General features: G+C 43.0%; 16 protein-coding genes. 8 read left to right on the forward strand and 8 right to left on the reverse strand.

Annotated elements, in window-relative coordinates; genetic code table 11:
* Positions 1 to 32 precede the first annotated feature (32 nt).
* From ilvC to aphA, 4 genes are all read left to right on the forward strand, one after another.
* Positions 33 to 1,505 (forward strand): ketol-acid reductoisomerase, encoded by a 1,473-nt coding sequence (ilvC, locus tag C0J08_RS18770; RefSeq protein WP_212653420.1) that lies wholly within the window; start codon positions 33 to 35, stop codon positions 1,503 to 1,505.
* A 206-nt stretch (positions 1,506 to 1,711) separates the two neighbouring features.
* Positions 1,712 to 3,139: a molybdate ABC transporter ATP-binding protein ModF gene (modF, locus tag C0J08_RS18775; protein WP_212653421.1), complete on the forward strand. Its 1,428-nt coding sequence runs from the start codon at positions 1,712 to 1,714 to the stop codon at positions 3,137 to 3,139.
* 182 nt (positions 3,140 to 3,321) lie between these two features.
* Positions 3,322 to 6,492, forward strand: a complete 3,171-nt coding sequence (gene ileS / locus C0J08_RS18780; protein ID WP_212653422.1) for an isoleucine--tRNA ligase — start codon at positions 3,322 to 3,324, stop codon at positions 6,490 to 6,492.
* A 193-nt stretch (positions 6,493 to 6,685) separates the two neighbouring features.
* Positions 6,686 to 7,396, forward strand: a complete 711-nt coding sequence (gene aphA / locus C0J08_RS18785; protein ID WP_212653423.1) for an acid phosphatase AphA — start codon at positions 6,686 to 6,688, stop codon at positions 7,394 to 7,396.
* Between the two features lie 105 nt (positions 7,397 to 7,501).
* Here the strand turns inward: aphA and C0J08_RS18790 are convergent, their stop codons facing one another.
* From C0J08_RS18790 to C0J08_RS18805, 4 genes are all read right to left on the reverse strand, one after another.
* Positions 7,502 to 7,924, reverse strand: coding sequence for a VOC family protein (locus C0J08_RS18790; RefSeq protein WP_212653424.1), 423 nt, complete (start codon positions 7,922 to 7,924; stop codon positions 7,502 to 7,504).
* Between the two features lie 153 nt (positions 7,925 to 8,077).
* Positions 8,078 to 9,106, reverse strand: coding sequence for a stealth family protein (locus C0J08_RS18795; protein ID WP_212653425.1), 1,029 nt, complete (start codon positions 9,104 to 9,106; stop codon positions 8,078 to 8,080).
* 100 nt (positions 9,107 to 9,206) lie between these two features.
* Positions 9,207 to 9,959, reverse strand: a complete 753-nt coding sequence (locus C0J08_RS18800) for a substrate-binding periplasmic protein (protein WP_249344377.1) — start codon at positions 9,957 to 9,959, stop codon at positions 9,207 to 9,209.
* Positions 9,960 to 10,005: 46 nt separating this feature from the next.
* Positions 10,006 to 11,286 (reverse strand): GGDEF domain-containing protein, encoded by a 1,281-nt coding sequence (locus tag C0J08_RS18805; protein WP_212653427.1) that lies wholly within the window; start codon positions 11,284 to 11,286, stop codon positions 10,006 to 10,008.
* Positions 11,287 to 11,587: 301 nt separating this feature from the next.
* Here C0J08_RS18805 and C0J08_RS18810 point away from each other — a divergent pair, with 301 nt between their 5' ends.
* From C0J08_RS18810 to rsgA, 3 genes are all read left to right on the forward strand, one after another.
* Positions 11,588 to 11,800, forward strand: coding sequence for a YgaP family membrane protein (locus C0J08_RS18810; protein ID WP_212653428.1), 213 nt, complete (start codon positions 11,588 to 11,590; stop codon positions 11,798 to 11,800).
* Between the two features lie 23 nt (positions 11,801 to 11,823).
* A complete protein-coding gene (locus C0J08_RS18815; protein WP_212653429.1) occupies positions 11,824 to 13,788 on the forward strand; it encodes a putative bifunctional diguanylate cyclase/phosphodiesterase in 1,965 nt (654 codons plus the stop codon).
* Between the two features lie 300 nt (positions 13,789 to 14,088).
* Positions 14,089 to 15,216 (forward strand): ribosome small subunit-dependent GTPase A, encoded by a 1,128-nt coding sequence (rsgA, locus tag C0J08_RS18820; RefSeq protein WP_212653430.1) that lies wholly within the window; start codon positions 14,089 to 14,091, stop codon positions 15,214 to 15,216.
* A gap of 56 nt (positions 15,217 to 15,272) precedes the next feature.
* On the opposite strand, the gene C0J08_RS18825 is transcribed toward rsgA, so the two are convergent.
* The 3 genes from C0J08_RS18825 to glaH form a co-directional block, all read right to left on the reverse strand.
* Positions 15,273 to 16,052: an SHOCT domain-containing protein gene (locus tag C0J08_RS18825; RefSeq protein WP_212653431.1), complete on the reverse strand. Its 780-nt coding sequence runs from the start codon at positions 16,050 to 16,052 to the stop codon at positions 15,273 to 15,275.
* Between the two features lie 227 nt (positions 16,053 to 16,279).
* Positions 16,280 to 17,491 (reverse strand): L-2-hydroxyglutarate dehydrogenase, encoded by a 1,212-nt coding sequence (gene lhgD, locus C0J08_RS18830; RefSeq protein ID WP_212653432.1) that lies wholly within the window; start codon positions 17,489 to 17,491, stop codon positions 16,280 to 16,282.
* A gap of 98 nt (positions 17,492 to 17,589) precedes the next feature.
* Positions 17,590 to 18,543, reverse strand: coding sequence for a glutarate dioxygenase GlaH (gene glaH, locus C0J08_RS18835; protein WP_212653433.1), 954 nt, complete (start codon positions 18,541 to 18,543; stop codon positions 17,590 to 17,592).
* Positions 18,544 to 18,770: 227 nt separating this feature from the next.
* On the opposite strand from glaH, the gene csiR reads away from it, so the two are divergent.
* Positions 18,771 to 19,472, forward strand: a complete 702-nt coding sequence (csiR, locus tag C0J08_RS18840) for a DNA-binding transcriptional regulator CsiR (protein ID WP_212653434.1) — start codon at positions 18,771 to 18,773, stop codon at positions 19,470 to 19,472.
* Between the two features lie 82 nt (positions 19,473 to 19,554).
* On the opposite strand, the gene C0J08_RS18845 is transcribed toward csiR, so the two are convergent.
* The coding region (locus C0J08_RS18845; protein ID WP_212652702.1) for an IS3 family transposase at positions 19,555 to 19,823 on the reverse strand (269 nt) is incomplete at its 5' end.

Raw genomic sequence — 19,823 nt, forward strand, 5'->3', positions numbered from 1 at the left:
GATACTTTAATCACAAAAATTAGGATCAAAAAATGGCTAACTACTTCAATACCTTGCCGCTACGCGAGCAACTAGAGCAACTAGGCAAATGTCGTTTCATGGACAGCTCTGAATTTGCAGATGGCGTAGAAGCGCTTAAAGGCAAAAAAATGGTTGTTATCGGTTGTGGTGCACAAGGTCTTAACCAAGGCTTGAACCTACGCGATTCTGGCCTAGATGTTTCTTACGCTTTGCGCCCAGAAGCCATTGCTCAGAAGCGTCAATCTTGGAAAAACGCGACTGAAAACGGTTTTGTTGTTGGCACTTACGAAGAATTGATTCCAACAGCTGACGTTGTATTGAACCTTACTCCAGATAAGCAACACACACCTGTTGTTAAAGCGGTTATGCCTCTTATGAAGCAAGGCGCTTGTCTATCTTACTCTCACGGTTTCAACATCGTAGAAGAAGGCATGCAAATCCGTGAAGATTTGACTGTTATCATGGTTGCTCCTAAGTGCCCAGGTTCTGAAGTTCGCGCTGAATACGTTCGTGGTTTCGGTGTTCCTACTTTGATCGCTGTTCACGAAGACAACGATCCTAAAGGTGAAGGTCTTGCTCTAGCAAAAGCTTACGCGGTTGGTACTGGCGGTCATAAAGCAGGCGTTTTGATGTCTTCTTTCATCGCAGAAGTAAAATCTGACCTTATGGGTGAGCAAACTATCCTTTGTGGTATGTTGCAAACAGGTTCTATCCTTTGCTTCGACAAAATGGTTGAAGAAGGCATCGACGCTGGCTACGCATCTCGCTTGATCCAATACGGTTGGGAAACCATCACTGAAGCCTTGAAATACGGCGGCGTGACTAACATGCTAGATCGTCTTTCTAACCCAGCTAAGATCAAAGCATTCGATCTTTCTGAAGAGCTAAAAGTGATCATGCGCCCTCTATACAACAAGCACCAAGATGACATCATCAACGGTACTTTCTCTCGCGTGATGATGGAAGACTGGGCGAACGATGACAAAAACTTGCTTCAGTGGCGTGCAGACACAGCAGAAACGAACTTCGAGAAAACACCGGCTGGCGATGTTGAAATTTCTGAACAAGAATTCTTCGACAACGGTATCTTGATGGTAGCTATGGTTAAAGCCGGTGTTGAGCTAGCATTCGAAACGATGACTGCAGCTGGCATCATCGCTGAATCCGCTTACTACGAGTCTCTACACGAAACTCCGCTCATCGCGAACACAATCGCTCGTAAGAAATTGTACGAAATGAACGCGACAATCTCTGATACAGCAGAATACGGTTGCTACCTATACAACCACGCTTGTGTTCCACTATTGGCTGACTTCATGAAAGACATCAAAACCGACGTTATCGGTAAAGGTCTTTCTGTAGAGGACAACGGCGTAGACAATGCTCGCTTGATCGAAGTTAATACAGCGCTTCGCTCTCACCCTGTAGAAGCTGTTGGCGCAGTACTTCGTGGTCACATGGCAGACATGAAAAAAATCGTTTAAGACGATTACTGCGCTCACTGGGGCGGTGTTAAAAATTGACTCGAAATGCTCATGTATTCCAATACACTGCGCTTTCTCGTCTATTTTTGCCTAGCCCTAGTATCGCTCGCGACATCGTCTCTGTAGAAAAGCCGAGTGACTCCTAGAGTTACTCGGCTTTTTTGTCACGTTACTTTTAGCTTTTAGTCTTTGAAAAGGAATCTCTCATGGATACTGCCATCCGTTTAGTCGATCTGAGCGTTAATTTTGATGAGCGCTTTCATCTGAATAATATTAACTGGACGATTGAATCAAACCAGCATTGGGTCATTACTGGCACAAACGGTGCGGGCAAATCGGCCTTGGCGGCTGTGCTGGCAGGCGTGGGGGACATTGAAAATGGCACAATCACTGGCCTGCCAAACAATGTGGGATTGGTATCTTTTGAGGCCCAAGCGGAGCTGATTGCCAAAGAGCTGAAAAAAGACGATGCCGACATCATGGACGTGATTTCCCTCGGCACGCCTGTACATGAAATGATTTTTGACAACTGCCAAGACCCAGAGCTTGCCCATGCCTTGGTAGAAAAGTTCGGTTTAAGCCAATTGCTTGACCGTGCCTTTCGTAAACTTTCCACAGGTGAAACGCGCAAAGTCATGCTGATTCGCGCCCTATCGAGCAAACCGGACTTATTAATCCTCGATGAACCGTTTGATGGTTTAGACGCTGACACTCTAGCCATGTTGCAAGCGCATCTAGCTTCCATCATAGACACCACACCTATGATCTTAGTGCTTAACCGCTTTGATGAAATGCCGGCTTTTATCACTCATGTCGCCTATGTAGATAAAGGCGAACTGGCGCTAACAGTAGACAAACAAGACGAAAGCGCCTTTAACGAGCTGTATCAGTTACTGCATTTAAAAACCACAGACCTACAAGTGCCTGAGGCCGATCCAGCCAACACCTTGCCAGCACTCGATCCAAACCAACCGCTGGTCAGACTCAACCAAGCCACCATCAAATACGGTGATACCGTGATTGTTGATAAGCTAGATTGGACCATAGAACGCGGCCAACATTGGCAACTCAGCGGCCCCAATGGCAGTGGCAAAACCGGGGTTTTATCTTTGATCACCGGTGATCATCCGCAATGTTATACCAACGATATTTTTGTCTTTGGGTTCCAACGCGGCAACGGCGAAAGCATTTGGCAAATCAAACAATTTATCGGCTACGTTTCCACGGCACTGCAATGGGAATATCGCGTCAGCACCAGCTGTAAAAACGTCATTATTTCCGGCTTCTACGACAGCATCGGCATGTACAGCAAATCCACCGATAACCAGAAGAACATCGCCGACCAATGGCTTGCCCTGCTCGGCATGGCAGACCGCGCCGACCAGCCATTTAACAAGCTTTCCTACGGCGACCAGCGTTTGTTACTCATCGCCCGCGCCATGGTGAAACACCCACCATTATTGATCCTAGACGAGCCCTGCCTTGGATTAGACGACATGAACCGCCAGCTCGTCCTCGCTCTTATCGAGAAAATTTGTGAAGGCAAAGAAACCACCGTGCTCTACGTCAACCACCACGCGGAAGACCAGATCAAAGGGATAGAGAACTACTTGGGGTTGGAGAAGAATAACTAGCCCCTTGACGACTCCTCTCTGCAAAGGTAAAAATAGAGATATGAAAAACGTATCCCTTACTCAACAACGAATTATTATCATCATTCCTAGGAGTGGTGGGTTCGTTGTTGAGTAAATAAAGCAAACCCGCCCAAGAGGCGGGTTTCTTTTTTCGGCTTCTTGGGTTTTAACAGGAAGCCGATATGAGTACTCAAGACTCCCCTTCGCATTTAGCCCCCGAGGCGAATAACCCCTCTGCATCCGAGCGTTTTTCGTTCGTGGATACTGAACAGGCTGTGCTGACATTTTGGCAGGACAAACAGATTTTTAAGCGTTCCCTTGCCGAGTCAAAACATAAACCTGACTATGTGTTTTACGATGGACCGCCGTTTGCAACGGGGTTGCCCCATCATGGTCATCTGGTGGCATCAACCATCAAAGACATCATCCCGCGTTACTTTACGATGAAAGGATTCCATGTAGAGCGACGTTTTGGTTGGGATTGTCATGGTTTGCCCATCGAGCATGAAATCGATAAGTCTCTTGGTATGTCCGCCAAAGAAGCGGTTGAATCGCTGGGTATCGCTCGTTACAACGCGGAATGCCGTGGCATTGTTCAGCGTTATGCCAGCGAGTGGGAAAAGACCATCACGCGCCTTGGCCGCTGGGTAGATTTTGACAACGATTATCGCACCATGGAGCCTTGGTACATGGAATCCGTTTGGTGGGTCTTTAAACAATTGTGGGACAAAGGACTCGTCTACCAAGGAGACAAGGTTATCGCCTACTCCACTGAGCTGGAAACCGTATTATCCAACTTTGAAGCCAGTTCTAACTACAAGGACGTTCAAGACCCTGCGGTCACAGTGTTGTTTAAACTCGTAGAGGAAGACGCCTATTTTGCCGCTTGGACAACCACACCTTGGACACTGCCTTCAAACCTTGCCCTGTGTGTTGGCCCAGACATTCCTTATGTCAAAGTCCATGATAGCACTATCAACCAGACCCTTTGGCTCGCCGAGGCGCAACTAGAATCTGTGTGCAAAGGCCATGATGTAGAGGTGCTTGATAGAGTTGTGGGAGCCGACTTGAGTGGTAAACGCTATGAACCGCTTTTCCCCTATTTTAGCCACTTGAATGCGTCCGGCGCTTTCCAAGTATTTGCCGATGATTTTGTCTCGACTGGCAGTGGTACAGGCATTGTCCACATGGCCCCTGCCTTTGGTGAAGACGATAACCGCGTCTGCAAGGCCAATGGTCTACATGCCTCAGTTTGCCCTTTGGACAGCCGTGGCCGCTTCACCCATGAAGTGACTGACTTCAAGAACTTGTATGTGAAAGAGGCCGATAAAGCCATCATGCAAACATTAAAGGCGCGTGATCTTTTGTACCGTCAGGAAACCATCACCCATAGTTATCCTTTTTGCCCTCGCTCCGATACGCCCATCATCTACCGTTCTGTGCCCTCTTGGTACATCAAGGTAGAGCAAATGCGTGCCGAGCTACAAGCCAACAACGAACAGATCAATTGGGTACCAGAGCATATCCAACAAGGCCGAATGGGCAAATGGTTAGAAGGGGCGATCGATTGGTCGGTGTCGCGTAACCGCTATTGGGGCACTCCGCTGCCAATCTGGGTAAACGATACAACAGGAAAACATTTGTGCCTTGGCTCCATAGAAGAGTTAAAAAACTATACCGGCGTAACCGTCGACGATTTGCATCGTGATCATGTTGATGAGCTGACTTTCTCCCTTCCAGAGGAACCAGGCACTTATCGACGCATTGCGGAAGTATTCGATTGCTGGTTTGAGTCCGGTGCCATGCCTTATGCACAAGTGCACTACCCCTTTGAAAATAAAGCGCAATTTGAGCAAAACTTCCCAGCAGCGTTTATCGCAGAAGGAGTGGATCAAACACGAGGCTGGTTTTATACCTTACAAGTTCTCAGCCAATGTTTGTTCGGGCGACCAGCGTTTAAAAACGTTATCGTCAATGGCATCGTGATGGCGGAAGATGGCAAGAAGATGTCCAAACGCCTCAAAAACTACACGCCCCCAGACACTCTGATGGAGCATTACGGAGCGGATGCTTTGCGCCTCTATTTGATCAACTCTGGCTTGGTTAAAGCGGAAGAGCAGCGTTTTTCTGATGCAGGCGTACAAGACATGGTGCGTCAGGTGTTGTTGCCTTGGCTCAATGGTTTTCGCTTCTTCTCGACCTACGCCGAGATCGACCAATGGCAAGGCTCAGGATCGGACAAATTCTCTGATAACATCTTGGATCAGTGGATATTGTCTCGCCTGCAAACCCTAACCACTAAGGTCAATCAGGAGATGCAAGCCTACCATCTCTACAACGTGGTGCCTGCGCTATTTGAGTTTATCGAAGATCTCACCAATGGCTATATCCGTTTGAATCGAGCCCGCTTTTGGCAAAAAGAATTGAATGAAGACAAACAGCAGGCTTATCACACTTTGTACTCTTGTTTGGATACATTCAGCAGGTTAATGGCACCTTTTACGCCGTTTCTTGCGGAGCATTTATACCAAGAGCTGTTACCTTTTTCCGCTAACGAAAGACCAGAGTCAGTGCATTTATGCGACTACCCCACAGCAAATGCGGCGTTAAAAAACGAAGACTTAGAAGCCAGTGTCGCTCGTGTTCAGCACATCTTGGTAATGGGTCGTCAACTGCGTAACGATTTGAAAATCAAGCTAAAAACCCCGCTTAAATCGCTGACCGTATTGCATAAAGAGGCTCAGGTACTGAACGACATCGCTCGTTTGACGGATTACATTCAAACCGAGTTGAACATAAAAAACGTAATCTTTAGCCAACAAGAGAATGACTACATCGACTTCTACGCGAAAGCGAATTTCCCTGTTTTAGGCAAACGTCTTGGCAAGCAAATGAAATACTATGCAGCACGCATTGCGCAACTCAATGAGCAAGAGCTGGAGCACCTAGAAACCCACGGGCAAATCGAGGTGGATGGGCAAGTATTTAACCATGAGGAGATTCACGTTTATCGTCAAGCAAAAGTAGGCACACACACCACCTCCAACCGTTTTGTGTCGATCAGCATCGACCCAGAACTGACGGAAGAATTGGTGGCGGAAGGCGCCATGCGAGAAATGGTTAGCCACATACAGAAAATGCGTAAACAACAGGGCTACAAGGTCTTGGATCGTATCGACATTCGTATTGAAGCGAGTGACGTACTGACGCATTGGTGCCAACATCACCTTAATTACATCAAGGCAGAAACCTTAGCTAATACGCTGCGTTTTACCAAGGTATCTGAATCGGGCTCACGCTTGAGCACCGATTTAGGCGAGGTAAACGTCGTTGTTGAGCTAAGCAGTAAATAATAAAGCGAAAACATCGGTCTATTGGTTCCCTTTCTTACCAGTAGATCGATGAAGCCTGTTCCTTGGTAAGAAGTCAGTCTATCTAAGCAACCTCATTCGCAGATTCTTTCTAATCAAAACAAGGAGATAGAAAGTCATATATATTAGCGATAAGATACGCCCGTTTTTAACAATGAAACCGATAGGGAACAATGTGAACCATACTTTACGCTCGATAACACTTGCACTGGCTTGTGTCGCTAGTTTATCTGCTAACGCGGACCCAAAAACACCAGGTACTCATAAAGGCTATTCCACCATTGATATGACTACGGCGGGCATGCCAGCAGATGTGACGATGATTTCTGTTGCGGATATCCAGAAAGAATTGCAGGGAAAAGCCCCTTTTGCAGTGGGTTTTGATATCGATGATACCACCTTGTTTAGCACGCCAGTTTTTTACCGTGGTCAGCAAGAGTTCTCTCCAAATGGGTATTCTTACCTAACAAATCAAGACTTTTGGGATAAGGCAAACTGTGGTTGGGACGCATTCAGCATGCCCAAGAACATTGCTAAAGAGTTGATTGCCATGCACCAAGAACGAGGTGATCGCATTTATTTCATCACTGGTCGTACCGGTTCAGATTGTGATTTCACTACAGAATATTTGAAAAAAGCATTCAATATCAAAGAGATGCATGATGTTATTTTTGCGGGATCAAGCCGTACTGAATACACGAAAACTAAGTACATCAAAAATAATGACATTAAAATCTATTACGGCGATGCAGATGATGACATTATTTCTGCCCGTAACGCAGGTGCAGAAGGAATTCGTGTGATGCGCGCGGCTAACTCTAGCTACAAACCGATTCCCAAAAATGGCATCTATGGCGAACGAGTATTAAAAGACTCTCAATACTAAACATTAATCCTAATGTTAAAAAAGCTTAAAAGCCGCCATTCCTGTATGAGCGGCTTTTACTTTCTTATTGCCAAAGTAAACAGCAGGACCTATAAAACGGCGACTTTAGCCATCTTCACTGTTGTTACGCTCTTCCGGTAAATCAGAAAAGTACTGCACAAACTCCAGCTCTATGCCGGAAGGATCAATGAAATAAACATTTTTCCGATGAGGGTTTTCTCTTCCGCGGTGAGACTCTTGAAAACCGGCGTCTCTTAAACGGTGAATAACCGCTTCGACATTCTGGGTTTCATAAGCAAAATGCGCGACACCCAGTTGGTTACTCTTAATGTCTCGACTTTCTCCAGTGCCATTATCGTTGAAGGTAAGAAATTGATAATCATCGCCAAAGTGTACCCAATTACGCTGAACGCCGTACCAATCGGCCTGACCTTGGGCTCGAATACGCCAATGAGGAAAGGCCGCTTGGTAAAAAGCTAAGGTCGTTTCCATGTCCTGCACAACTAAATTTATGTGTTCCAGTTTCATACTTTTTCTCCCTAATAGTCCTAAGAAATGCCACTATAAAACCTCAACCTAAGCTGAGGTAAAGTGATTTCTTAGCCTTTTAGGAGAAAAGTTTGCTTCACTGGGCTACAACTAAATCTCCGTCATAGTTTGTTATGCGTCGCCTCGTAATGCTTAGGCCAAATCCATCAAGATGTCATCCGGTTGCTGACTTAATCGCTTTTTCTGCGGAAATCCGCCAATGGCTTGAGCAATCCAATCCGCTGCGTTTGGAATGATTTCTACCAATTGAGGAAGGTCATTCACACATAAAAACTTGATGGCAGGATCGGTCGCTTTACGCAATATCGCTAACGTATCAGTAAGAGGTTGTCCTTTCCCATATCCGCTAGAGATATGAAGATGGTCATCTACCGTGCAGAGTTTGGCTTCTTTATCCAAAATACAGGCGTGGTTATGCAATCCTTGAGGAAAAAACTGTTCTAAATTGCGGAATTTATACTGGATGTTCTTTACAAAGCTATCGGGGAAACGAGCAAAGAGTTCAGCCATTTTTGAACGTCGAAATGGATGGACTACATGAGCTGCGGAATACAGTTCTGACGCACAAAAGCCTAAGATTTTAGCGGCATTCACCTGCATAAAATAATGAAATTTAGCCGGATCAACACGAGCTTCACTGCCACTAATTCGCTTACTAAAATCAGCCCATCTGCCACGTAAAACAGGTGCTAGGCCATCAAACACATCGGTCGGTTTTAATGGTGCAGCCAAGAACACATCATCATTAAAGTAGATAAATCGCTCACTCAGCCCTTCTATTCGCCACAACATGCTTTCAATAGTCAAAGAATTAAAGGTGGGTAAGACATGCGTGAAGCCAGCGAAAATGTCTGCATGATAAGCCAGATGCACTTTAGCTCGAATGTTTTCTGAGAGGCTTGATAAATCGGGACCTTTGTCATCAACCACTATCCAGATTTTTCCTATCCATGGGGCATTATTTTCAATGGACTGGATGCAATACAAGATTTCATCGTTGCACATCCAACGGTGTGGGTTTACCGTGTTTTCATGCAGTGGCTGGGATTCCATTGCCATGTATTTTTGACGTTTCTGACGGTGTTTTATGGCATTTCCATCAACCCAAGTGATAACCACATCAATAGGATCAAGTTGATGGTTCTTTGTATTAGTTGACATCTATTGTCCGTATCTATTGATGATCTTATAGAGAATCTTATGGTGCTTTTCACTGATCACCGTGCACAACTAGTCCAAATCTATGCAAGTCTCTTTAACACTACTTATCTAGCGACACTTGGTACTTACGAAGAAGAGATTCTTCTTGTTCTCCCTTAATGGCTAGGCGTCCCTTATTCCAAATGTCAATCAAAGCTTGTCTTTGCCCTACTGGAATTTCCTTTGAGAAAATGGGCATTTCGACCAACCTTTTTTCCAACCCTGGACGCACAAGGATCAGCTCATTATTCAAATCCAACTGATTTAAAACATACTGCAGCACAAGTTCATTATCTGCGTATATATCCACTCGGTTTTCTTTTATCATCTGAAAAATACGATCAACAACATCATCATAACCTGCGATGACTTCAACAAACTCGGCGTTTTTTGGATCATCAAGATAATCTTGATAGTCAACACTCATTGAGCTGTAGTCCCAACCAGGACCGGTAGCAATCCGTCGACTCTTCAACGATTCAACCCCTGTATAACGCCATAGATCATCTCGCCTAACAACAAACGCACTGTCGTAAGCAAAGGTAGGCTCATCAGCATAAACAAAATCATTATCTGAGTTTTTTGAGTAGAGATATTCTGGCAGCATGTCACAAAGTCCATCTGATACCATGTCCAACCCTCTTGCGAGTGGCACTTCGTAGAACTCCAGACGATAACCTTTTGATACGTAGATATGTTCTATCATATCAATTACCACACCACGATCTGGAGCTTCTTTGGTTGGAAATATCGTCATAGGCGGCCATTGATCGTAACAGACTTTGAGTATACTGGCCTGACTTAGAGTCGACATAACCATGACCATAGTGAACATAAGAAAAGACAAGATTCTACAATGACTATTTTTCAACACGATCTCTCCCTTTATCTTTCGCTCCATACAGTTTTAAATCAGCACGTTTAAACAAATCATCAATTAATTTATCTTCTGGTTTGGATGATTCAATTCCAAGGCTGACGGTATAGGTAACACTCTTACCCTCAACGTCTAATACGGAATCACTAATGGCTTGACGTATTCTATCAGCCAGTTGAAAGGCATTATCTAACCCTGTATCGGGTAAAAAGATGGCAAATTCTTCGCCTCCGACTCGGCCAAGAAGATCTGATTGCCTCAAAAAGCTTTGCAGTGTTTGAGTGAAATGAATTAATACTTTATCTCCCACAAAATGACCATAAGTGTCATTAATTCGCTTGAAGTAATCTAAATCCATTAAAATAAAAGAGACGGTTGATTTCTGACGCTGAGATAGCTCCAACTGTTGCTGCGCGGAATCAAAAAAGCTACCTCGATTTAACACATCTGTGAGGGAGTCTCGGGTTGCTAGGTGCTTCAGCTTCTCATTGAGAACTTGCAGGTCTGCTGTTCGTTTTGCTACGGCCTCTTCTAGCCAATCTCGCTTAGCTTGCTCATCTTCCAGGAGCCGTTGCCTATCCGCCGACATAGTCCCCAGCATAGTATTCATATGCTCTTGAAGTTGGCTAAGTTCATTATTTTCAGTATTGGAAAGACGGATGCGTTTGCTGATATTTTGGCTTAGTTGCACTTCATTAACTTGTGACATCAACTCTCTTAATGGCGATGCTAAATATCGATCAAAGGCCCAAATGAACAACCAAAATAAAATCGTTAATTTGATAAAAGCGGTAATAGCAATCAAGGTAAAACCAAACCAAACTCGATCTAAAACAACACCTGAAGAGGAATAAAGTACCAGTGTGCCGAGCGGTATCCTTTTTTCATTTAACGTCCAACTTAACGTGGAGATGGACTCAAAAATAGAAATTGGGGCGGAATCTGAATCATAAAACCGTTTTGAAATGACAATGTGCGAATCTTGATCGAACACATCGACGCCTTCAATAATTGGCATTTGGATTAGCCCAGAAGTGAGCGCATCTAGCTGATTATGATTGTACTGCCATAAACTAGTCGATATCGGGCCTCGAACCGTAGCTTCCAATTGTTCTAGTTCACTAACAATTGCGGCCTGTGTTTTTAGATATTCACTTAAAAACTGCACGCTTGTGATGAGTAAAGTGACAACTAAGTAAATAGAAAAAATTACACGCATCATTTTTCGGGAGAGATTGTTTGGACGCAAAAACTTTACAAGCATTAAAAACAACCCTTTCCAATAAATCTTAAAACTAAAGTTTATCTTAGTTGAGCCCTGTTATGAAAGAAACTTAGACGATGTCTACAAAAGTACGCATAACTTGGTATTTTTTACCGATATTCATCTCTATTTGCTCATTCATGCAAAGCCAATCATCACTCTAATTCCTGACCTTTTGATCGGGTTACAGCCTAATTACATAGGGATGCATTTCCTTACAGTCTTGGTATTGTTTTAAATCTAGTCAAAGCAGACCATTTAAAAGTAATTGAATTATCAACAAACTTGAGGTCAAACTAGTATGAAAAGGAACCTACATCCTTTGGACAGAGTAATTCGAGGCGTTATAGGAATTATCTTTACTGGGTTGGCTCTTTTAAACGGTGATCATATAGAAGAACCTATTTTAGAAGCCTCAATCGGACTCTTTGGTGTTCTTAATTTAATATCTTTGTTCTCAGGTTGGTGCCCCATTTACCATGTAGCGGGCATTAGTACTTGTAAAGATAAGTAGCCCTTCACCAACACTAGGTTTTTATGCAAGAACTACTAGAATTACAAAGAGATAAGTCCTTTCGCTTAAAGCTTATCATGGTGTGTCTCGCTGTCGCATTGTCTGTCGCCTCTATTTATACGGTGGTGTCGTATCGTCTCGCCGCTGATTTGGTTCAATCGACAGAACTAGAATCCCTACAAGGGCAAGCTATGTTAATTCATGGTGAGTTACTTATTGATGAAAATGCTACTCAAGAAGAGCATCTAAAGAAATTGGTTAAATTGGTTTACTTTGATAGTCACTTAACGGATTCGGAGCTTTATATTAAAATCTCTGGACCTAATTTAAACTGGTCTATGGATCATAATATCTCCCTCAACATTAAGGACCAACTCCTTTCTGAACTGCCTATTTTGAATACCTCACCTACGAACATGGAGACCCCCAACGGACAAACTCAAATTGATGGAAGGTTGTTTCTCTGGCAGATAGTTAAGGACAATAACTATCAAGTAGTCATCATCAAAACATCAGCCAATATTGAAAACACGCTGGAGTTTGTGATGAAACGTTTAATCATCACCTCTATTATCGTTTTCTGGTTAGCCACCTGGTTTGCCATCACACTCTCCTCTTGGATGAACAAACGCGTTCAGGATAAAAACGATTCACTGGCTCATTTGGCTACCCATGACGCTTTAACCGGATTACCAAACCGACTATTTCTTAGCAATTTACTGCAACCTATCATCATTGATTATTCTGACCCAAAGCATAAAAAATACGAAGAATTCTATAAGAAGAGCCCAAAGCAAGGGTGTCTTTTTGTCATCGATTTGGACAAATTCAAAGAGGTAAATGATACCTTTGGCCATGCCGCTGGAGACGCCCTGTTAATAAAAGTCGCTAAGAAACTAAATGAAATATTAGACGATACCCAAACCATTGTTCGCTTTGGCGGTGACAAATTTATTATATGGGCACCAAATCTGAATATTGAACAGGCAAAGAACCTCATACAACAGTTAATAATTGCCTGCAATGAGCCTGTCATGATCAATAAACTCGCAATTAGTACTGGAGCGAGTATCGGCTTCGCTCATTATCCCAGCCAAGCCACAGAGCCAGATGCATTGATACTTTGTGCCGACACCGCTATGGATGAAGCGAAGCAGAACCGTAGCGGCTGGAGCATGTTCAGTGAACGAAACATCCAGAGTGGTCGCCAACGCTTAAAACTTCGAGCAGACTTAGATAACGCATTCAGCAACCAACAAATTAAGCTTCATTATCAACCAAAAGTATCACTAAAAGATGGGCATATTATTGGTGTTGAGGCCTTGGCTCGGTGGCATCACCCAACCGATGGACTTCTCTATCCCATACACTTTATTGAATTAATTGAGCAAAGTGGCCGTGTTCAAGAGTTTGGGCGTTACGTTATCGCAACCGCTATCCAACAACTTGATGTTTGGCACAAACAAGGGCTGTATACCCCCATTGCGGTCAACCTTTCCCCCTATAACCTACTTGATCCGTGTTTATTGGACTTCACGCTAAGCTTGCTTAAGCAACATAATATCGAGGAAAATAAACTCGAAATTGAACTGATTGAATCGGAAACCAGCATCAACATAGACGCCATATCTAAAAGCCTAAATGACTTTAAAGAAGCAGGAATCAAATTAGCTATCGATGACTTTGGAACAGGTATGAGCTCTTTGTCTTACATTAGTAATCTCAATGTTAACCATATAAAAATAGACAGAACCTTCATTGATGGCATTGACCAAGATGATCGAAAACAAGCTGTAGTATTAGCTGTCATCATATTAGCCAAATCCTTCAAAAGTAATGTCATAGCGGAAGGGATCGAAAATAAATTTCAAGCAGACAAACTGATCGAAATGGGCTGCCATTATGGTCAAGGCTATTATTTCGCTAAACCAATGACAGCAGATAAGATACAAACTATCCTAAAGGCTAATACCGCTCTGCCGATCTGATCTATTGAAACCATATACGTTAAATCCTTTTCATTGACTTGACCTCCTCCAAAAACTCTCACATTATTAAGCTTCACTCAAATACATAAGGAGATTATTAATGATTGTATTCAACTCAACGCCGACTCAGACAGTACAGAGCATCAGGCTTTAGAATAACGCTATAGTTTTCTTATTACCGTTTTTCTTCCCCCACCTCTCTTATAAGATTTCTTTAGAGATATCTTTCTTTACACTGTCTCATCCGGCGTTTTTAGTTTGTCCTAACTAATTTTTATTTCTTTAGCCGGAGCTAAAACATTGAATATATCTACATTACAGCCTTTAGGTTGGAGCCACTTTTTTCTTCAACAAGCCAATACTGATACTTATGAAAAACTGCAATCTAATGAATTACTGGTGTTTCGAATCAGTGCAATTCATCGCTCAGTCATCAAAGGTTTAGGTACTAATTGGGAAAATGGCGAAGTAGAACTACTTTGTCCGGAGAGCCTCCAGCCTGTCAGTGAACACTTAAGTGTGGGGGATTGGGTGATTGCAGAACCTGTTCATGAGCATTTTCGCATCATTGAAGTACTAGAGGCTAAAAACCAATTGGAACGTTTGAGCAACCGAAAACGACAACTTATGGCTGCCAATTTGGATTACCTTTTTATTGTCACCAGTGCCAATAGTGACTTTAATTTAAAACGATTAGAACGCTATCTTGCCATGGCTTACGAGTCGAATATTGAGCCCGTCATTGTGCTCAATAAAATCGATTTAACCGACAAGGTCGACGATTATTTAGATTCAATTCGTGATTTAAAAGTTCATCACCTAGTGGGTATTTCAATTTTACAGCAAGACTCTCTTTTATCGTTAAAACCTTACCTTACTGCTGGCACAACCATCGCAATGGTTGGCTCTTCAGGGGTAGGCAAGTCATCTTTAATTAATGCGCTGTTCAATCAAGCGGTCGAGCTAGGAACAAGTACTCACACCAGCCATGAAACGATCGACAACGTACAAATTACAGGCGGCATTCGCGAAGATGATGATAAAGGGAAACACACGACAACCTCTCGGCAACTCTTAATCAATGAAAAAGGAGTAATATTTATCGATACTCCCGGTATTCGTGAATTGCAATTACTCAATGCCCAAGAAGGCATAGAGCAAACCTTTAACGACATTGTGTTTTTGGCTAAGCAATGTAAGTTTGCTAATTGCGCCCACCAAACCGAACCTGGCTGCAAGGTCTTACAGGCCTTAGAAAGTGGTGAATTGGCTCAATCCCATTGGGACAATTATCAAAAACTACTGAAAGAAGACGCCTTTAATGCTCGTTCTGCACAAGGTGTCTATGCTCAAAAGCAACATATGAAAACTTTCAGCAAAAAAGTCCTCAGAGCGCTGTCGAAAAACCGTCTAGAAAAAGGAAAATAAAAACTCAGAAAAGAGGCTCCACATGAGCCTCTTTTCTGCACCTTAGACCGGTGCAATCAAATACGATTGAGCAGATCCGTTTTCTTAGAATTGTATTCATTGTCTGAAATCGCGCCCATATCACGTAACTTAGCCAACTTTTCAATCAACTGAATAATTTCATCGACCGAGGCTGTATTCGTCAAGTTTTGAGGAGCTTGCATTGCAGGAGCTGGCGTAAACGCCATTGGTTCAGGCGGAGCCACAAAGTTATTCTGTGGAGCTGGATTCTGTGTATTTGAGTTAGACGAATTAGCCCCAGAAACAATAGGCAAGGTATTCACTGGAATCGTGCCGTATTGGCTAGAAAAAGTCAGAGATGAATTACTTCCCTGCTGCTGACTAATACCACCAATGTTATTGTCTAACGTATCATAAACCGTCACATTGCCATTCACTTCCACCGCAAGGCGATTCGGAAAGATAGCGTAACGAGTGCTATTTTGCGCACCACTACTAAAAGGCTGACCAAGGCCATCAGGCCACCATTGATTAGCCGAGTTTGCCCCCTTAGGTAGCGGCATGAATACTTGCGTATTGGCAAGACCATTAGCCAATTCACTACACAAGTTATCCACTGTCGTTTTCAAACCATAATTGAACATGTCACCAACCATAGTCATGCCACCACGCATCCACTGGCCGCCACCGCCCAGTTCTGGGCAATTAAACTGTGCCATCGAACCATTACCATTATTCACGGCAATCAGCATATGCATCACAGCATCAAAGCTTAGGTTGTAACGATTGGAAAGGGAGTTAACTAGGTTTTGTCCGTCTTGCGTTAAATTTTGCATGGTAAAGCTCTCTATGTGAGACGTAGAGCTGTTCTCTTTTATCTAGCCACTGCAAGAAAGCAAACATCGCCTAATACATAGACACAAACAAAGAGTAGGTTGCAGCATCATGCTGGCCAACAGGTTTCGTAGAAATCCAGTCTAACACAGACCTGTCTTGCAAAATGGTGACAAGTCAGAGAATCCTTCCAAATACCTGTTTATTTTTTATCTACCCAACACCTTATTTACCTTAGAGCGAGCTCTGCCACTTTATCGCAAATATAACCTCCAATCGGAATGGCTGAGGTTGCTGCTGGCGAAGGTGCATTACATACATGCAAACTGCGCGGGCTCTCAGCAAACAAAAAGTCATGCACCAAAGAACCATCCTTCATAACGGCCTGGGCTCGAATTCCCGCTGGATAAGGCTGCAAATCCGATAATGACAATTGTGGACAATATTTCTGCACTAACTTAAGGTAACCGGGTTTCCAAAGCGAATTTTTCATTTCAATGATGCCTGTTTTCCAGTTGTTTTTTAATACTCGCCAAAAGCCAGGAAAGCGCACCATATCTGCAATATCTCGTAAGGATATATTGATACGACCGTAACCCTCTCGTTTCCACCCTTGTACAGCATTCGGTCCAACGGTGACACTCCCATCAATCATGCGTGTTAAATGCACACCTAAAAATGGTAGATCAGGATCGGGAATGGGATAAATCAAATGATTGACAATCTTGTTGTACTTTTCTGGCAATTGGTAATATTCACCGCGAAATGGAATGATCTGAAAATTCGTTGGAATACCTAACATTTTAGTGGTTCGATCTGCCATCAGTCCTGAACAAGTAATCAAGAAACGACCTTCAAAAGACTTTAAAGCGCCGTGATGTTGAGCTTCCACTTCGACTTTATCAGCCGTTTCCTTTAAACCAACCACTTCATGATTCAATAAAGCGTCACCACCTAACTCAACAAACTCTTCTGCCATTTTGGTAGTCACTTGCTGATAATTAACAATGGCCGTATCTTTGACAAAAAAACCACCTAAGCCAACGATATTTGGTTCTCGCTGTTTCAATTGCTCGGCATTAAGCATTTCAACATCCAGCTCATTCTCTTTGCAACGCTCAAACAGGGCTTTCATTCGCTCCACTTCAAGCTCAGTTGTCGCTACCAATAATTTGCCGCATTGTTCGTATGGCACATTATGTTTATCGCAAAATTCCATGGTGGCTTTCACACCTTGTTTACAAAATTTTGCTTTCAAACTGCCCGGTGCGTAATACACGCCGGCATGGATCACCCCACTGTTGTGGCCCGTTTGATGCTTGGAATACACAGATTCTTTTTCGAGTAGTAAGACTTTTTTGTCTGGATGACGTTGTTGCAATTGCCATGCGGTGGAAACACCAACAATGCCACCACCGATAATAATATAATCGTAAACCATATTGTCTCCTGCTCGATCATGGTTTGGTTTTACACCCAGTATACTAAAACAGCGACCAAGCTTTCACTTGTCGCTGTTTTTTTTCATTCCATCGTGATTTAGTCGGTAAAGTGCCCGCGCTGACGAAGTAATTCACGACAAAGGTCTGGATGAGGCACAAACTTATCACGGCCATGTAACCAAAAATGATTGTGCAGCACCATCATAGAACCAACGGGCATTGGTACAGAAAGACAATTAGGATCGGCTTCTAAAGACTCACCCATTTCATATAAATATTTGCCTTCTTCTTTATTGCTCGGCTCAGCAAACTGATCAATATACAACATCAATGGTTTGCCGTTGGCATCCTCTTCAAAAAATATTGGATGCCTAACTTTCACATCAACATTCTTCGACTTCGGCGCCCCCCATATAATGTCTTTTTTTGCTAATGGGTGATGATAAAATTTATCTAATTCCGCCCAGTCATCAAGGTGCAGCATCAAAGAGTCGCCGCCTTGCATATTTTCCTCTTTCAGCTTTTGCATCAATACATAATCAGTGCGCTCATTCACATAAGTTCCGTCATTATGTAGTTCCATACGACGATGGGCTTTACGCAAGTAACTATCTGAATTATCAACATTACGAACGGTAAAGCGTGCATAGTATTGACCATACATAGCGTCATAATTTGACAGACCAATAATATGAGAAATCGCCGTAGACAACTTTACTTCAAACTCAGTTCGGGCTTCACCGTCTTTAACATTTGGACGACCTTTATAATTTAGAAAAAAAGCCCCTGTAGCACGATCTCGGATTGTAGTATTCAAGAATTTACCTAAGGTGTATTGGGTAATAGCATCTAGACGATCAGCGACTTCAAAACGCAAAAATGGTTTGTATTCGATTCCCTGAAGCGTCCACTCTGACACAGCCTCAGTAAAAGCTTGTATCGTTGCTTCGTCCAATGTAACCACTTTTAAACGTTTGCTGGTTGGGTAATCAGTAACGGTAAAACCATGAAATTCTGTTTCTATAACCTGTTTTTTTTCCAAGGCGCTCATTGCCTCTCTCCTATTATTTTTGTTTTTAGCAAAGTTGAATATTCAGGACAATAAAATAGACATTAATAAAAAATGTCGACATTTTACCTAAATGTAATACATTTAATAAAAACGTCAATCACTTTTATACCAACACTCTTAACTATTTACTGCCCTTCCCTTAAAATGAAAAACTGTTGCTGATAAAACAGTAGGTTAAGACAGACACCCCAAATGAGCGCCAAGTGATGAAAACAGATAGAAAAGTAGATGTGGACAGTAAAGATAATTCTGCCGCTCAAGTCTTAGGGGCGCTCACTTATGACATCCTGACAGGCTATTTTCAACCAGGTGAAAAGCTACGCATGACGCGCTTAAAAGAGCGCTATCAAACTGGCGTCGGGCCATTAAGAGAGGCTCTTTCTCAACTCATGGTGAAACAACTGGTCATAGTTGAGAATCAACGCGGGTTTCGCGTTCATCCGATTTCTAAAAAAGAGCTGATCGACATCTACGAAACTCGCTCTGAAATTGAAGCCCTTTGTGTCGGACTCGCAATTGAACGCGGAGACGATGAATGGGAAGCAAAGATTGTCGCATGCGCCCATAAAATGAAAATTCATGCTCAATTGCTGGAAAAAGAACCTCATCTTTGGGAGCAATATCATCATGATTTTCACACTGCCATTGCCGAAGGTTGCCAGTCTCCTGCATTGTTACAAGTACGTGATAGCCTGTATGAAAAAGCATCCCGCTATCGCAACTTATGGCTAAAGAAAAATATGATAGATTTGTCGGTATTCGACGCCAATAAAAAAGAACACGAAGCCTTAGTAGAGGCGCTTCTTAGCCGAGACGTAATGACAGCCCAAAACCTGATTAAAAAACATATTCTAAGCCCAAGCCTGATTCTACAAGCCACTGCGGTCATCGACCATCCGTTCGATTAAGACTTGCAGCCCCTCCTCTTACCAATAAAAAAGCCTAGATAATGAAGTGAAGTGAAGTGACCCCATAAAGTTGGACTCATTTCTAAGCAGCTAGTAAGGTCTGATTTCGATATTCAATCGGACTCAGGCCTTTTAGTTTCTGCTTAATTCGTTCGTTGTTATAGTAATCGATGTATTCTTTGATTTGCTCAATAAGGTCATCGGCATTTTTAAACACCTCATTATGGAACATTTCCGTTTTCAGTATACCGAAAAAATTTTCGGCAACCGCATTATCTAAACAATTCCCTTTGCGCGACATGCTCTGTGTTAACCCTTTTTCTCTAAGCTGTTGTTGATATTGTTTATTCT

This window comes from Marinomonas sp. CT5, assembly GCF_018336975.1.
GTDB lineage: Bacteria > Pseudomonadota > Gammaproteobacteria > Pseudomonadales > Marinomonadaceae > Marinomonas.